At 23.5% G+C, this 16,663-nt stretch carries 13 protein-coding genes; 3 read left to right on the top strand and 10 right to left on the bottom strand.

Features of this window, described 5'->3' with window-relative positions:
- Positions 1 to 523: 523 nt before the first annotated feature.
- From AC07E4_RS08835 to AC07E4_RS08820, 4 genes are all read right to left on the bottom strand, one after another.
- Positions 524 to 1,009 carry a hypothetical protein gene (locus AC07E4_RS08835; protein WP_478216156.1) on the bottom strand — a complete coding sequence of 162 codons (486 nt, stop codon included), beginning with the start codon at positions 1,007 to 1,009 and terminating at the stop codon, positions 524 to 526.
- Positions 1,010 to 1,025: 16 nt separating this feature from the next.
- On the bottom strand, positions 1,026 to 1,217 hold the full coding sequence (locus AC07E4_RS08830; RefSeq protein WP_478216155.1) for a hypothetical protein: 192 nt from the start codon (positions 1,215 to 1,217) through the stop codon (positions 1,026 to 1,028).
- Between the two features lie 330 nt (positions 1,218 to 1,547).
- Entirely contained in the window at positions 1,548 to 2,027 is a 480-nt protein-coding gene (locus AC07E4_RS08825; protein ID WP_478216154.1) for a hypothetical protein, read from the bottom strand.
- A gap of 573 nt (positions 2,028 to 2,600) precedes the next feature.
- The gene (locus AC07E4_RS08820) at positions 2,601 to 3,959 is read right to left on the bottom strand and encodes an MATE family efflux transporter (protein WP_040327266.1); all 1,359 of its coding nucleotides are present in this window, start codon (positions 3,957 to 3,959) and stop codon (positions 2,601 to 2,603) included.
- Positions 3,960 to 4,265: 306 nt separating this feature from the next.
- Here AC07E4_RS08820 and AC07E4_RS08815 point away from each other — a divergent pair, with 306 nt between their 5' ends.
- Entirely contained in the window at positions 4,266 to 5,336 is a 1,071-nt protein-coding gene (locus AC07E4_RS08815; RefSeq protein WP_040327265.1) for a DnaD domain protein, read from the top strand.
- 46 nt (positions 5,337 to 5,382) lie between these two features.
- Here AC07E4_RS08815 and AC07E4_RS08810 read toward each other — a convergent pair whose 3' ends face one another.
- The 3 genes from AC07E4_RS08810 to AC07E4_RS08800 all read right to left on the bottom strand — a co-directional run bounded on the left by AC07E4_RS08810 (position 5,383) and on the right by AC07E4_RS08800 (position 10,840).
- On the bottom strand, positions 5,383 to 7,425 hold the full coding sequence (locus AC07E4_RS08810) for a methyl-accepting chemotaxis protein (RefSeq protein ID WP_478216153.1): 2,043 nt from the start codon (positions 7,423 to 7,425) through the stop codon (positions 5,383 to 5,385).
- A 433-nt stretch (positions 7,426 to 7,858) separates the two neighbouring features.
- Positions 7,859 to 8,734: a DUF2268 domain-containing putative Zn-dependent protease gene (locus tag AC07E4_RS08805; RefSeq protein WP_478216152.1), complete on the bottom strand. Its 876-nt coding sequence runs from the start codon at positions 8,732 to 8,734 to the stop codon at positions 7,859 to 7,861.
- A 195-nt stretch (positions 8,735 to 8,929) separates the two neighbouring features.
- Positions 8,930 to 10,840, bottom strand: coding sequence for an FUSC family protein (locus AC07E4_RS08800; protein WP_478216151.1), 1,911 nt, complete (start codon positions 10,838 to 10,840; stop codon positions 8,930 to 8,932).
- A 683-nt stretch (positions 10,841 to 11,523) separates the two neighbouring features.
- Between AC07E4_RS08800 and AC07E4_RS08795 the strand changes: the two genes are divergently transcribed.
- Together AC07E4_RS08795 and AC07E4_RS08790 are read left to right on the top strand one after the other, a co-directional pair.
- On the top strand, positions 11,524 to 12,096 hold the full coding sequence (locus AC07E4_RS08795; protein ID WP_430828731.1) for a sigma-70 family RNA polymerase sigma factor: 573 nt from the start codon (positions 11,524 to 11,526) through the stop codon (positions 12,094 to 12,096).
- Complete coding sequence (locus tag AC07E4_RS08790) at positions 12,089 to 13,051, top strand: DUF4179 domain-containing protein (protein ID WP_478216150.1); 963 nt, start codon at positions 12,089 to 12,091, stop codon at positions 13,049 to 13,051. Before AC07E4_RS08795 ends, AC07E4_RS08790 begins: the two co-directional genes overlap by 8 nt.
- A 66-nt stretch (positions 13,052 to 13,117) precedes the next feature.
- Here AC07E4_RS08790 and AC07E4_RS08785 read toward each other — a convergent pair whose 3' ends face one another.
- The 3 genes from AC07E4_RS08785 to AC07E4_RS08775 form a co-directional block, all read right to left on the bottom strand.
- Positions 13,118 to 13,903, bottom strand: a complete 786-nt coding sequence (locus tag AC07E4_RS08785) for an ABC transporter ATP-binding protein (protein ID WP_478216149.1) — start codon at positions 13,901 to 13,903, stop codon at positions 13,118 to 13,120.
- Positions 13,903 to 14,943, bottom strand: coding sequence for a FecCD family ABC transporter permease (locus AC07E4_RS08780; protein ID WP_478216148.1), 1,041 nt, complete (start codon positions 14,941 to 14,943; stop codon positions 13,903 to 13,905). Before AC07E4_RS08780 ends, AC07E4_RS08785 begins: the two co-directional genes overlap by 1 nt.
- A gap of 87 nt (positions 14,944 to 15,030) precedes the next feature.
- Complete coding sequence (locus AC07E4_RS08775; RefSeq protein WP_478216147.1) at positions 15,031 to 16,029, bottom strand: ABC transporter substrate-binding protein; 999 nt, start codon at positions 16,027 to 16,029, stop codon at positions 15,031 to 15,033.
- Positions 16,030 to 16,663 lie beyond the last annotated feature (634 nt).

Genomic DNA, 16,663 nt, shown 5'->3' with positions numbered 1-16,663 from the left:
CTACCACTACGACAACGTAATAATTTCCTCAGGATTTCATTGCATAAACATATGCTTTAAATCTTGGTGTTTTCATATCTATACCTCTTTTTGTTACACCTATATAAATAATTATATCGTTCTTTATATAAAGATTACCATCTATTTACTCTATATTTAAATTTTTTATTTCGTAAAGAAACAGGAATTATTTAAATTAGTATTTCTTTAAAAATTGATTTAGAAAGTCTTATTAATTTGTTTTTTATTTTCAAGACCTGAACCCAAGGACGGGTTCAGCGAATGCCTAGACAGGACGTCGATTCATCCGTTTAGTCTTGAAAATAAAATGGCAAATTTATTAGAGTTTCTTTGAAATTTTTATGAATAACGTTTTAAATAATTACTGTTTCCTTTACTACTACTATTCTCATTTAATATTTGAATAATTTCATTTTTCAGCTTGTAACCATGTATTACATTTATCTATTTTTACATAAATAAAAATAGATAGACTATTAAAAAGCCTATCCACTTAAAGTATTTACATTGTTTCGCAATGAAGCCAACTTTCATCCTGATTTTTACAATTCAAACAAGTTATATTAGCACTAATCCACTCAAAAGCATTAACCCAATCGCTTTCATTTAAAGTTTCTCCATGGGAATTTTCAAGGCAACTTTCATCAATAAAATCTTCTTTTCCTTGAGAAGCTATAGTAACTTCTATTTCAAATTTATCATTGTTACACTTTGAACATTTTGTAATGTTTAAAGATTCTTCTCTATTTAAAAAGTTATCATTACATACAAATCCATTCCATCCATGTTTATCTTCGTCAAACAATATTAACTCTTCATTACATAATGAACAAAAAACTTTCACTATCATTTTATTATTACTTTCATAAATTTTAAAACTTTTTGAACCACATTTACATTTCACTATTCCTTTAATTTTAAATTCGTCATTTTCATCACCAATTAATTCTAAGTAATTTTTTAAATGACTAGGTATTGGGTACTCCATTAAATTAAATCTCCTTTTATATAATTTTTTTATTTTTCTTTTTGTAGTTTTTTCGTTTTTTTATTTTAATTTTTAAAAATCTAATAATCCATTTTATAATCTTAACTAAGATTATAACTAACGTCTCAATTGTTCTTGAAAGTATAAAATATAAAATTACAGCTTCAAAAATTCTACTTAGGAAAAATCCTATTGTGCCAAACTCCATTGTCTTTCTTACTCCTTAAATTTAATATATAACACTTATTCTAAATTATGATATTAAACTTAAAACATCATCCACCACGGTTTCAAAAATAATCTCAGGTAAATTTAGATTAAATGTGTTAGTTATATTATAAAATATCCTCTAGTACAAAATATGTCCATAAGCTTATTTCATAATATTTTAAATATAAAAAAGATAGACTATTAGAAATCTATCTTTTTTATATTATTAAATTTTTTAAATTTAGTTACATATGTAAATAAGTTATTTATTCCAATAATGTAATGAACTTTCAATTTGTATGAACTCATATTTCAATTGTTTATATATCTATATTTTTCCTAAGGATTTCATTGCATAAGCATATGATTTAAATCTTGGCGTTTTCATATCTATATCTCTTTTGGTTACACCCATATAAATAATTATATCATTATATAGTTTATTATTTCCATTTACAATACGCAAATTACCTGAATTTACTTCTATTTGGATTATAGTATGTTTTTCTATATCACTTATAAGTTTATATGCTCTTATATCTAATTCATCCAAATTTACATTATAACTATACTTTAAACTTTCTAAAAACATTTCTTTTTCAATACCTGAAACTTGAAAAGGAACAGCATTATAATTTTTAATTAAATATTCTTCAACTTTTAAAAAACTTTTATTATTAGCTTTTATTTTTGATGATGCATATTCTAAAAACTTATTATCATCATCTATATTAATTTCAACTTCACCATCTGAGCCACCAATTATATTATGTGTTTTTAAAAAATCTTTTTCATTTAAACAATTCACAGCATTTTATCTCCTATATTATATTTTATCTATTTTTTCATATTTAATTTCGCACAATATTAATTACACATATTATACATTATTTTTATATTTTACCCAATATTTCTCATTTAATATAAAAGGTATTCTCTATTTACTTCATATTTTGAATATTTGTTTTCACTTGAATTTAGTTTACAATAATTTGTATCGTCTTAATTATAATTATGTAAACTAAAATGGATTTTAAAATAGTACTTTAGATTTTTTATCCAACATCACGGACTTTTTTACATGGGTCTGTGGATTCAAAAAAGATCACACTTATATAGTTAAAATTTAAAATAATATATTTATCAATTGAAAAACTTTTTTCTTTCATAAAGAAACATGAATTATTAAAATTAGTATTTCTTTAAAAATTGATTTAGAAAATCTTATTAATTTGTTTTTTATTTTCAAGACCTGAACCCAAGGATGGGTTAAGGTCTTGAAAATAAAATATCAAATTCATTAGAGTTTCTTTGAAATTTTTATGAATAACGTTTTAAATAATTACTATTTCCTTGGAATAACCTTTTTCTCATTTCATACTTAAATAATTTCACTTTTCATATTACAATTACATAGTTTCATATATTCCTTTTTTATTAAAATTAAACTTCCTATAACAATAATTGTGTCTACTACTGGTTGAGTATACCAAACTGCTGGCAATTTAAAAATTGAAGTCATTATTATAACACTTGGAATAAATAAAATTATTTGCCTAAACATAACTAATAATCCTGAAACTTTTCCATTTCCTATGGATTGAAAGAACGTAATAGCCATAACTATACATCCATTTAACGGGAATATACTATAAAAAATTCTAAAGTATTTAATTCCTTCTGCTACTAAATTTTTGTCTTTTATAAAAAGACTTAGTATTTGCCTCGGATATAATTCTATTGGAATCCAAAATAATAGTCCTAAACATACAGCTCCAATAATAAAAGTATTAGTAGATTTTCTTACACGATTATAACTTTTAGCGCCAAAATTAGTTCCCACTACTGGTTGTAATCCTTGAGACATTCCCCAAAGAGGTATAAATGAAAATGAATAAATTCTCATTACTGCTCCCATTAAAATTCCTTGATTATCTCCACCATATTTAAATGCCATTCTATAAAGTAAGGTTTGTTGCACAAGTGATAGAACTTGCATCATCATTGCTGATATACCTACAGCAAATACCTCCTTTTGAATATTACTATCTAATTTAATTTTTTTGATTTTTACCTTTTTGCTTTTTTTCTTAAAATAATGCATTGTAATTGCAGCTTGTATTATCTGAGAAATTACTGTAGCAGCTGCGGCTCCTTCTATGGCTCTTTCTTTAAATAAAATTATTAATATAGGATCCAAAATAATATTAAGAATTGCTCCAAATGCCATTATCAGCATAGCTTTTTTCATAAGTCCTTCTCCACGCATTACCATATTAGCACTTTGAGCAAAATTAACAAAAATTGACCCTAAAAATATAATTCTTAAATATCTAGTACCTAGATTTAAAATCTCTCCTGATGCTCCACTTATTTGTAAAAGTTGTTTTGTGAAAACAATTCCAACAATCATTATTATAGTAGATAAGATTAAAATCCAACCTATTAAATTTCCCATAATTGAATTTATAACCTTTTGATTTTTATTGCCTATAGCTCTAGATAAAACTGATGCAGATCCAACACCTATTAATGTAGCTATTCCAGTATTTAAAAATGTTATTGGATATGAAATAGAAATTGCAGCCATTGCATTTTTTCCAATAAGCTGACCTGCATATACCCCATCCATAAATGAGTATAGACCTATTACTACCATTCCAATTATAGCTGGTGTACACAGCTTAAACATTAATTCTACAGGTGACTTTGTTAAAATTTGTTTTCTATTATCCTCCATTTATACCCCTCCTACCTTTAAATTATAAATTTAATTTTTTTCATGCTTCTAATAAGATAATTTTTGAATTTTCTTGATATTTTTCTCTACATTTCCAATTATATACCAAATGATAAGGATTATCAATATCATTTAATTGTGAATTTTATTAATTAATTTATGACTTCACTTTAACAATTTCATGTGGTTTGTAAACTTTTTGAAAACTTCACATTTTCTTTTGTTGTTTTTTTCATTTTTCACCTATATAGAGATTGAGGATCTTATAGTACATAAAATTAAATTTATATTTTAGGGGGTTTTATTATGTTTTCAATTTCAAATGTTAATCAAATTTATTGCAATGAATTAGGATTATCTTTAGATGATTTGCTTATTTTAGACTATTTAAGAAAAGGTATAGATAACAAGAAGTTTATGTGTAAGATTATTGATGATGAACGATATTACTGGATTAATTATAGTGATGTTATAACTTTCTATCCTATTCTTAATATAAAAAAAGATACTCTTTATAGAAAATTAAAGAAGCTTTGCAAATGTGATATTTTAAAACATAAGACTTTAAAATGTGGTGGCACCTACTCCTTTTACACTTTTGGAAATAAGTTTAATACTATATTTAAAAATAGCAATGAGGAAAACACTAATACTTGTAGCAGAAAAACTGCTACTTCTAATTGTGATTCTATAAATCATAAGAAAGCTAACTTTAAAGCTCTTCTTAACAATATGATTTTTTCTCAAGATAAAGATAATTTTTCTATATTGGATTTGTTTTCATGTGATACTGAAGATAATTCCTATGACATAGATTTTTTATCCAACATTAAGGATTTTTTTACATCTATCCTAGGATTTAAATCCTTAGCTAAATATATATTTAATATATTAAATAAAATAACTTCGTTATTTTATAATTTATCTAAATCTAAAGATTTAGATATTAACTCTATAAATAGAGTTAATAATAATAACAACTTAAATACTAATAATCATAGTTTAGATATGGATTTAAATTACAATACCTCTAAGGATTTAAATACTGATGACTTTGAAAATGAACTTTATAGTTATTACAATGATTGTGGTTTTGGTTCTTTAACTAAAGTTACTAAAAACATTCTTGATTCATTATGTAAAAACTATGGTGATGAAACTTTAAAAAATGCTATGACTGAAGCTGTTAAAAATAATGTTTTAAATCTTAACTACGTAGAAGGTATCCTTAAAAACTGGAAAAATAAAACTCAAAAACCTACCATAGATAATTTGGAAACTAAACTATATAAAAAAGAAAAAGATAGTTTTAATAACTTTGAGCAAAGAAAATATGACTTTGATCAACTTGAAAAAGACCTTTTAGGATGGTCATAATAAAGAAATACTCCTACCTAATTAAAAGTAAGAGTATTTTTCATAATTATATTTTAAATATATCTATTTCATTAGTTAACTTCTCTGACATTGTACTTAATTCTTCTGAACTTTCATTAATAGTTGTAAATACTTCTGCTTGTTCATTTATAGAAGCATTAACTTCTTCTGTTATGGCTGCTATTTTTTCTGCTGAACTTGCTACTTCTAAAATAGAATTAGTTACATTTTCATTTTGTGAGTATACTAAATTAATATTATCTTGTACTTTTTTTGAACTTTGTAAAACCGTTTGTAGTATTTTAATCATACTTTCAAAAGATTTTTCCATTTCTTTGAAAGAATTTTTTTCCTTCATATTAATTTCATCAGTACTTACAAGGTTATTATTAGTAACTTTAGCCATATCATTAATATTGTTTATAATTGAAGAAATGTTTTTTGTTGCTTCTTGAGTTTGTGTTGATAAATTTCTAATTTCATCTGCAACTACAGCAAATCCCTTACCCATATCACCTGCTCTTGCAGCTTCAATAGCAGCATTTAATGATAATAAATTTGTTTGATCTGCAATAGAACTAATACTTACTAGGAATTCAGATATATTACTAAGACCATTAAGTAATTCTCTAATAGTGCTTTTTAAACTTTCAAAGCTTTCTAGAGATTCTTCTTTTGAATCTATTAATGATTCTATTTTTTTACGATTATCTTCTACAACAACTACTATTTCTTTATTTTGCTCTTCCATGGAATTATTATGAACTTTTAAATTTTCTACAGTTTTATCAAGTTCATATACAATTTCTTTACAATCCACAGAGCTTTCAGCCACATTACATATCTTAGTTGATATTTCATTAATAGCCTCTACAATTTCCTCATTAGATGCTGCTGTTTCTTCATTAATTGCAGCAAGATTACATGATTGCTCATTTACACTACTAGTGGCTATTTTGACTATATTTAAAATACTAGATAAATTCTCACATGTATAATTTAAAGAATTTGCAAGTTCTTCAAATTCATCACCAGTGTTTACATCACTTATTCTTACTGTTAAATCTCCACTTGCTATTTCTTTTAATTTATCTGTAATTACTCTTATTGGCTTAATCATTTTTTTCATTATATACTTTACTATTATAACAGTTATAATAAGTATTAATAAAGTTAATCCATTTACAACTAAAGAAGTTGTTTTTATAGGTGCTTTTATAGCTTTTACAGTTGCTGCTGAAAAAATTGTCCATCCTGTATTTTCTACTTTTCCACATAGCGCAACTTTTCTTTCATTTTTATAACTATAATGAACTTCTTTTACATCACTAAAACTCTCCTTAGCTAGTGAATCAAGTTCATTTACACCGGTTAAGCCACCTATTAATTCTAATGAGCTATGATATATAATGTTTCCTTTAGTATCCATTAATGCTACGTTGAAGTTATCATAATTGTACTTTTCAAATATAGGAACAAACAATGTAGAGATTATATCTTTACATACAACTCCAATAGTTTTTCCATTTGAATCTTTTATGCTTCTTGCAATTACATTTATGTAATTTCCAGTTTCATTAGACTTTATTATATCTGAAATATATAAGTCTTTTCCATCTTTAATAGATTTAAAATAATCACGATCAGAAACATCAGTTAAAAATGCTTGATTATCTGACGCTGTAACAATAGTTCCATTCATATTTACTATGTATACAGTTTCAATATTTTTATTATTGCCTTCTTCCTTTAATATGTCATCTAAATATACCTTTTTATTTAATAATTCTTTGTCATTATTCTTTAAATTATCTGTTTTCAAATTTAAAAAATTTATAACATCATCATCATATATGTACTTATTTAATTCAACAGCTTCTTTATTTATCATATTTTCTATAGTTGCTGACAACCCTTTGACATCCGCTTCAAAATTTTTAAGTTTTCCTTTAAATATTACATCTTCAAAAATTACAAAACTTACTTGTGACAAAGTAATTGTACTAACAACTAAAATAGCAGCTACCATAGCTACCATCTTCCATTCTAAGCTTTTAACAATTTTCTTTTTTTTAATACATTTGCTCAATTTTAACTCCCCCAGTCATCTTTTTATTTTTTATATTTTATTAAAATTATTTATACTACTTAAATTTTAAAATTTCTATTTTATTCTCATATTTTACTATTAACTCATTCTAAAATAGCAACCATAATATATTAAATATTTAACATTTTTTATATTTAGTATAATTATTTTAAAATAATACCACAAATTTACTAAATTATTTCTTATTTGTTAATGTTTTTATTGGTATAATTTAATTATTTTATAAATTTATACTAATATTACATTATAAAACAATAGAAATACCTACTAAATATTTCGTATATTTTCTAATTTTATTAACATTTTTTTAAAATAAAAAATAATTTTTAATTTTTTGTTAATATTTTTAAAATAAAAATCATAGATAAATTTATATCTATGATTTTTATTTTTATTTAATCTTTTCTATGTTCTATTTCAAAGTTATTATACATTTTTTTACTTCACATATTACTTTTTCTTTATTCCATCTTAAAAGTTCTTGAAAGCTATTTGTTTTAAGTAATTTTTTCACAATATTATATCCATATGCATAACCAGCTCTTTTAGGTAACTTTTCATTACCAGTATCTCCTGCAAAATATTTTGATGTATACTCATCACTTTTATTATCTAAGTTATCTATTATATCTAATTTTACATTACTCCATTGCAATTCGCATTTTTCAACAATTTCATTAGCATTTTCTGTATTGTGATATATACAAAATCCTTTATCTTTTATATTACATAATTCTTCTGATGCTGCCACTGCAATTCCTTCAATAAATAATCGTTCTGCCAATGTAATTTTACCAAATTCTATTAAATTATTGTGTATATTATGTGTAATTTCATGAGCTAAAAATATTTTTATTGCATCCTCATTTTTCATATACTCAATTGCAAAAAATGCCGTAGTTTTATTGTTAAATTCAGTTACCCATCCATCAACCATGTATAATCCCACAAGCAATACAAAATTTAACTCTAATTTTTCATTTTTAAAATTAAATAACTCATTGCATTTATCACAGGTTTCTATTATATACTTATCTATATTTTCACTAAACTTTTTAATGTTTTCATAATCATTATTGTATCTATTAAAAGCATGCTCATATCTATTTTCTAGTCGATACTCTTTATCAAATATTCTCATTAATTTTAAATAAGCATCAAAAATATCTTTATTTTTCTTTTCATAAAGCAAATTCCATAATTTTGACTTTTCATCAAAGTTTTTTTCTTTAGATTGCTCATAATAATTTACAAAATCATTTGATATATTTTTTATATTTATCTTCATAAAATTTTATTTATTCACTAAACTCTTTTCAATCACGCTAATATAATTTTAGTGAATAAATTTCCCCTTTTTTATTTTAATATTACAATGTATAACGTATGTTAAAAGTTAACTTAATTTATTTTACTACATATATATTAAATTATATTAAATAAAAGAACTTCAAACAGAATTAATCCATTTGAAGTTTCTCTTTTATATTTCATTTAATATATTATTATAAATTCTACTAGCTTTCATCATGCTGTATTTTATTTCTACTACATTAATTAATATTAATTTATCATCATTATTTTGTAAATTATTAAAACACTCTGTAACATCTTGTTCTGTAATATCTTTATTTAAAATTAATTCAATGTCATAAATTAACTTTAAACTGTACATATTATTCTTTACATATGTTTTAAAGTTGTTTATAAGTGATCTTATCTCATACATAAATATACGCTGACTATATAAGAATTCATCTATACTACTTAACGATAATGTATTACTATTATTACTTATTTTGTTATTCAAAAATTCGTTTATAGTTAAAACTTCTTTGAAATCATCATTTATTTTTAACTTTTTAACACCTATATCATATAACTTATCTACTATACTTTTATTTAACTCTAAGGATGATTTAATTTCCCTTTTTATAACATCACTAATTCTATATGGGAGTATTATTTTACTTGCATATAATGCAATCAATGTTCCAACAATTACAAATATCATTCTATTAAAAAACACATAATTAACAGTATCTATCATTGCTGCTGCCCCTAATGCAGACACTGTTGTGCAAATCATTTGATATCTATACTCAGTTAAATAATTACTAATATATCCAACTAAAAGTATAATAAATGTTCTACCAGCCATAGATGGCACTAATGAAAATAAAATTTCAAATATTAAAAGACCTATTACAGTTCCTATAATTCTATCTTTTCCTTTTGTTTTGCTTGCTTCAAAATATGGTTGAACTATAGAAATCAAACTAAAAACTAACCATTTTCCATATTGAAGATTGAATAAACTTACTATAAACACTCCAAGACTTGTTATCAATGCCCCTCTAAATGCAAATGTGAATTTAAGCGAGTCTCTATTAATATTATTTTTTAAATTATTCAAACCATATATAACTTTAGATGAAATATAATTTTCATCCATTTTTTGAACATAATCTTCTTTATATCCTAAGTCATCCCTTAATGTTTCTATACATTGATATAATTCAAAGTTTAAATAATGCATTTTTTTAAATTGTTCAATATCTTTTAATGCATTTTCTAAACCAACTATCAACTCTTTTAAGCATAAGTTTCCTTCAATAAACAAATTTAATCTGACTAATATTTTTTGAACTTCAATTATCACTGTATTATATTCATCTTCTTTGCCATACATTTTCACTCTATTCAAAACTAAATTTATACGTTCTAAATATTGACTTATAAATAAGTACTGCATTATATTAGTAGGTAATTTTATTTTTGAATCTATTCTTTTATAAATAGATTCCAGTATGTTTTTTAAATTATTGTAGGTTACATTATTTATTTTTTCTATAGATTTATCACATGATAAAATCAAATCTATTTCTTCAGATATATATTTTATAGATGACTTTATTCCATGTTGAGCTTCTTTTTTCAATTTATTTCTATTTACAATCATTTGCATTATCATAATTAACAAACCACAACTAGCAAGTCCTATAAGTCTTCTAGGTAATAAATCAAAAGTTACAGGTGTATATAACATAAAGAAATATCCCAATGTAAATGCTACATAAGTAGGTTTTTTTGTATTATATGTGAATGAATATAATATATAGAATATAGATATAAATGTTATTATAAATCCTAAAAAAGCATTAACTGATGCTATATATGTTAAAACTCCTATTCCCACCTCTAAACTCACAAAGTATATTGTATTTTTTATTGGATTAATTGTATAATCCGTTCCTAATAATGATAACGCTGCAGTTATACCAGCTACTGCAACTAATGTATTTTCATTCCCAAATACAGTTTTAAATCCTACTATTGTTCCAACTATAACTATAAACAACATAGTTGTAGATGCAATTTTATTTTTGTCCATAATAAAATCCTTTGCTGCTTATAAAAAGCTATTCACTTTAAGCAACTTATCCTTTCAACAAATTTATTTTTCTTAATTATATCTTTATACAATAAATTATTTAGCCATGAAATTAATTGTGACAACACCATTTTAATATTATTGAAATTGAACTAATACACTCCTTTCACTATGTACTTTGCTTTTTCTATATGTAAACTATGTGGCTACAATCTAGTATTTTATAAACTTATTAATTCGTAATCTTAATTTTCAATTCTATCTTTGATAATGATTTCTTCATTTTAAATTAATATTATTTAATTTCTCATTTGAAATCCTCAATAAGCAATATTATTGAAATTTAATTAATTTGTCAACTATGGTTTATAAAAAAATAAACCATAGTTGTTTTATTTAAACGATAAATTATAATATTTTATTTTTAGTGCAACTTTTATGCTATGTTTACCGTCTAATATATAGTAATGCAAGTTTAAACTTTAGATTATACATATTTCAATTGATAATTTTAATCTATATTTTAAAATTTTAAATTTATTACAAATATAGTAATAACTATAATTTTACAAGTGTTCTTTAATAAATATAATATTTTAAATTTGAGCTTAGAATTTTATAGATATAATTAATTTTATTTACTTTTATATTTCCATATTTAATAATTATTAGGAGGTGATTTTTTGGAAAATTTAAATTCTTTAACTAATGAAGCTTTTAACACTAGTTCAGATTACTTGAGTTTAATAGAAAATTCTATTTTAGGATCAAAAGATTCTTTTGCTGAATTAATTTTTTTAAATAAAGAATATCTTTATAAAACAGCATTTCTATATGTAAAAAATGAAGTTGATGCATTAGAAATTTATAGCGAAACTGTTTATAAAGCTTATATATCTATTCATAAACTTAAAAATCCAAATTTCTTCAAAACTTGGATAACTAAAATACTTATAAATAATGCCTATAGTAAACTAAATAATAAAAATAAATTTATAGATTTAGATTGTATAAAAAATAAATTTACTAAAGAAAACACTATATCTATTGAGGATAAATTAGACTTGTATAATGCTATTGATAATTTAAAACCTAAGTATAAAACAGCAATTATCTTAAAATACTTTCAAAATTTATCAATAAAAGAAATTTCACTTGTAATGAATTGCAAAGAAAACACAGTAAAATCTTATATTTACAGAGCAAAAGATATGTTACTTAAATATTTAAAGGAAGGATATGATTTTAATGAATGATTTAAAAAATATTGATATACCTAAAAATATTGATAATATAACTATTGATTCCATAAATAGAGCAGAACATGATAATTTGAAAAAGAAAAAATCACACATAAATTGTGCAATAGCACTTTCTTTGAGTATATTAATATTGGGAGTTTCTTTTAATAATATAACAAATGCATTAGAAACATTTAAAAATTCTATAGCTACTTTTTTCCATGACAATATAAATGAGTCTATAGTTAATTCTTATACAACTCCAATAGGACAAAGCATTGAAAAAAGCAATATAAAAATTACAATAAAAGACGTATTATTAGCTGATAATCAAATATATATTTCCGTAAATGTAAATAAATCTAACGTTAATTTTGAAGATATAAGTTTAAAATTAGGAAATTCACCAAAAGAATATAATTGTATATCAGGTAATTATAAATACAATGATGATAGTTCTCAGGATATTTTATATACTTTCAATATTGATAACTTAAATTTAGATGAAGATTTAGATATAAATTTAACTTTTAATAATGCTGCAATTAAAAATATAAATTCTGACTTATTAAAAAATGATTTAAAATTTAATGCTAAATGGAATTTCAAATTTAAAATAAATAATAGAAATCTTAAAAATAATATTGAAATAGTAGAAGTAAATAAAAATAATGTTATAGAAGACACTTTAGGATTTAATATTGAAGAAGTTAAAATATATCCATTTAAAATAAAAATTAAATTCACATCAGCTTTGCTTACTTGTCCTAGTAGTTCTTTAGTTTTAAAAACACCTAGTGGCAATGTATTTCATCCTTCAGATAGTACTTACAATTATAATGACAATATTGGATATTATAATTTTATTCTAGATACTACTAATTTAACTGAAATAAGCTTAATAAAAGTTGATCTTGAAAATAACAATCACATATTAAATGATTGTTATCTAAAACTACGTTTAGATTAACTCTTTAAAATTAAAAGGTTGTACAAGTTCTAAGAATTTGTACAACCTTTTATTTATATACTTTTACTAAGTTATATCATCTTTTATACAAAAATCTAAATTATTTGTCACTGGATTTTTATAAACACTAACATCTATATCATATGCCATTTTTATATTTTCTTCAGTTATAACTTCATTGCATTTTCCATTAGCAATTACATATCCATTTTTAATTAAAATAAGTTTTGTGCAGTATTTAATGGCAACTCTTAAATCATGTATTGTAGTTACTATTAATTTTTGTTCTTCAGTAAGTTTTTTCATATACTTAAATATTTCTTCTTGATATTTTATATCTAAATTTGATGTTGGTTCATCTAATAGTATTATATCTGTTTCTTGTGTTAGCACTTTTGAAAATAATACTCTCTGCCTTTCTCCACCGGATAATTCTGTTATTTTCTTTTCTCTTAAATCAATTATATTCATGTATTCCATATATTTTTTAGCAATTATTTTATCACTTTCTTTTAAATCATATCCACTTTTCATATAAGGATATCTCCCCATTAAAATAATATCTTCACAACTAAAAGGAAAATTTATATTTGTATTTTGATTCATGAAAGATATATTTTGTGCTAATATTTTATCTTCATATTTTTTAATATCTTTACCTTTTATACAAATTGTACCTTCATATGTATTTATACCATTAAAACACTTTAAAAGAGTGCTTTTTCCAGCTCCATTAGGTCCAATTATCCCAACTAACTCACCCTTATAAAATTCTAAATTAATATTTTTTAATATATGTTTGTTTTGCACCTTAAAATTCAAATTTTCTATAGTCATTATAGCTTCATTCATTATAATATAACACCATCTTTTCTGTTTTTATTTAATAAATATAAAAAGTAAGGTGCACCAATTATGGACGTAATTATTCCTACACTTAATTCTATTGGTGATAATAAAATTCTAGCTATTAAATCGCATCCAATTAGAAATATGGCACCAAGTAATGCACTAGAAGATAATAACAATTTGTTATCAGGACCTACAATTAATCTCATTATATGTGGAATAATTAACCCTATAAAACTTATTCCACCACTTACACTAACAGCTAAAGCTGTTGTTATAGATGCCCATAACAATATCTTTTTTCTAGTTTTATTTGGATTTAACCCTAAGGAATGGGCTTCTTCATCACCTAATAATAATATATTAAGATCATGAGAATACTTTCTAAGCATAAATATACATATTATACTTGGAATTAATATTAGCTTTACATGTTCCCATCTTCTATCTGCTAAGCTTCCAATTGACCAAAACATATATGATTTCATTTGTTCTTCATTTAAGCTTGTCAAAATAAATGAAATTATGCCTCTTATAAATGTACTAATAGCTATACCTGATAAAATAAGACTTAACATTGATGCATGCTCATTTTTTCTATTAGCTAAACGATAAATTAAAAGTGCAATAAGCAATGCACCTAAAATAGCAAAAACAGGCACAAAATATATACTCATTCCACTTAATCCTAAAAATATTGCAACTATTGCACCTAAACTAGCTCCACTTGATATTCCTATAACTCCTGGATCAGCCATGGGATTTCTAAAAATACTTTGTACTACTGTCCCAGCTATAGCAAGACTTGCCCCTACTATTGCTGTTACAATTACTCTTGGTAGTCTAACATTAAAAATTATACTTTCAAAACTTCTGTCTAAAATAAATATATTTTTATTAAATAAATTGTTTATAATGATTTTTATAGTTTCATCAATAGGTACATTAACAGCTCCAATTGAAGTTCCTACAATTATAGAAACTATTAATGATACCATTAAAATTATATATAACTTTTTCTTTTTGTTTCTAATAATAATCACGCTCCATAAAAATAAGAGATTACTTAGAAAATTAATACTAAACTATTATATAAAGTATTAATTTAAAATAATCTCTTAATTATTTAACTATTTTTTATATACATCCTTATATATGGATTCAGCCATAAATTCAACACCTTCTATTATGTGTTGTGAAACTGATGTCATATATCTATTTGATGCAATATACACTCTTCCATTTTTTATTGCATCTACATTTTCTAAACTCTTATCGTTTTTTAAGTCTTCTGCAAAGGCTTCAAATTCTTTCAAATCATCTTTTTCCCATGCCATTAATACTAATACTTCTGGATTTAATTCTATTATTTTTTCTTTTGATATTTTTGCAACACCTTCAAGCCCTGCTTCTGAAGATACATTAACTGCACCTATATTCTTCACAATATCATCAAATATTGTATTTTTTCCGTTACTACTTCCATGCATATTATATGCCATAACTTTTACATCTTTAAATTTTGAATCTTTAATAGTCTTTTGAACTTTTTCTAATCTAGTATCAATGTCCTTAACTATTTCTTTTCCTTTTTCTTCATTTCCAACTATTTTAGATAAATCTATTATAATCTCTTTTTGCTCTTCTATTGTTTCTGGAGTTTTATATCCATAATAAGTTATATTGTTTTCTTTTAATTGCTCTAAAAACTCTTTTTTAATCCAACTTGAGCCTATAACTAAATCTGGCTTTTGAGCTAAAAGCACTTCAATATTATTTTCTATTTTAGGAAATTTTGTTGCTTTATCTGCAACATTTGATACTGCTTTATCATCTGCATTTTTTCCTGATAATCCTACAACCTTATCATCTTCTACAATTTCTAATAGCATTTCATCCATACCTAATGTTAAAGATGCAATTTTACTTGGCTCTTCCTTTACAACTAAATCATTTCCATCATAATTTTTTACTGTTACTGGATAAGTAGCTTTACTAACTTCCTTTGACTCAGCCACTGTTTTATTGCTATTTGCATTAACATCATTATTCTTTGCTCCACAACCATATAAAACTGTAGATGTAGCAATTAAAGTTACTACTAAAATCTTGTATAAATTTTTTCTCATTTGTTTCCCCCTAATGTACACTAAATTTAAAAATATATTAAAAACACTGTATTTTTTAATATATCCTGCATAATTTTAGCATCACCTGTAATCATTTACAAATAACATTTTGTTATCACTATAGGGTTCCAAGTTCAAATTTAAAGTAATGTCTTTCTCAAATAATAGTACTAATCTTACAGTTTATTCCATTATCATGTTTGGAACCAGTTTACAATTGAAAATTGACAATTGACAGTTATGGTTAATATTACTCATTTCATTCCTAATATTTAAAATAGAAATACATAAAAACTACATTTTTATATTGTTTTCCACTAATTTGCTCTGCAAATTTAATAAAAAATCATTATTTAAAATTGGAAATCCAATTTTTACATTCACTTTCAACTTTCAATTTTACATTTTCAATTAAATTAATTAAAATTCTCAATTGAAATAATAGCTTTATAAAATGATAATTTTAGAGTTGTAGTTTATTCCTATTATTATATTTGGAACTAAGTAAGAAGTAAGAGTGAAAAGTGAATAGTGATAGTGAATATCCCGTGGATTGAAATCCCCACTACAATGTTTTATTTGTACTTCAAATAAAATCAGTATAATATTTATCCATAAAAAGTTCATTTTGGAG

The sequence above is a fragment of the Clostridium amazonense genome (assembly GCF_056431285.1).
Note: the sequence above shows the minus strand (reverse complement) of the source record. Positions and strands in the feature narration are given on the sequence as shown.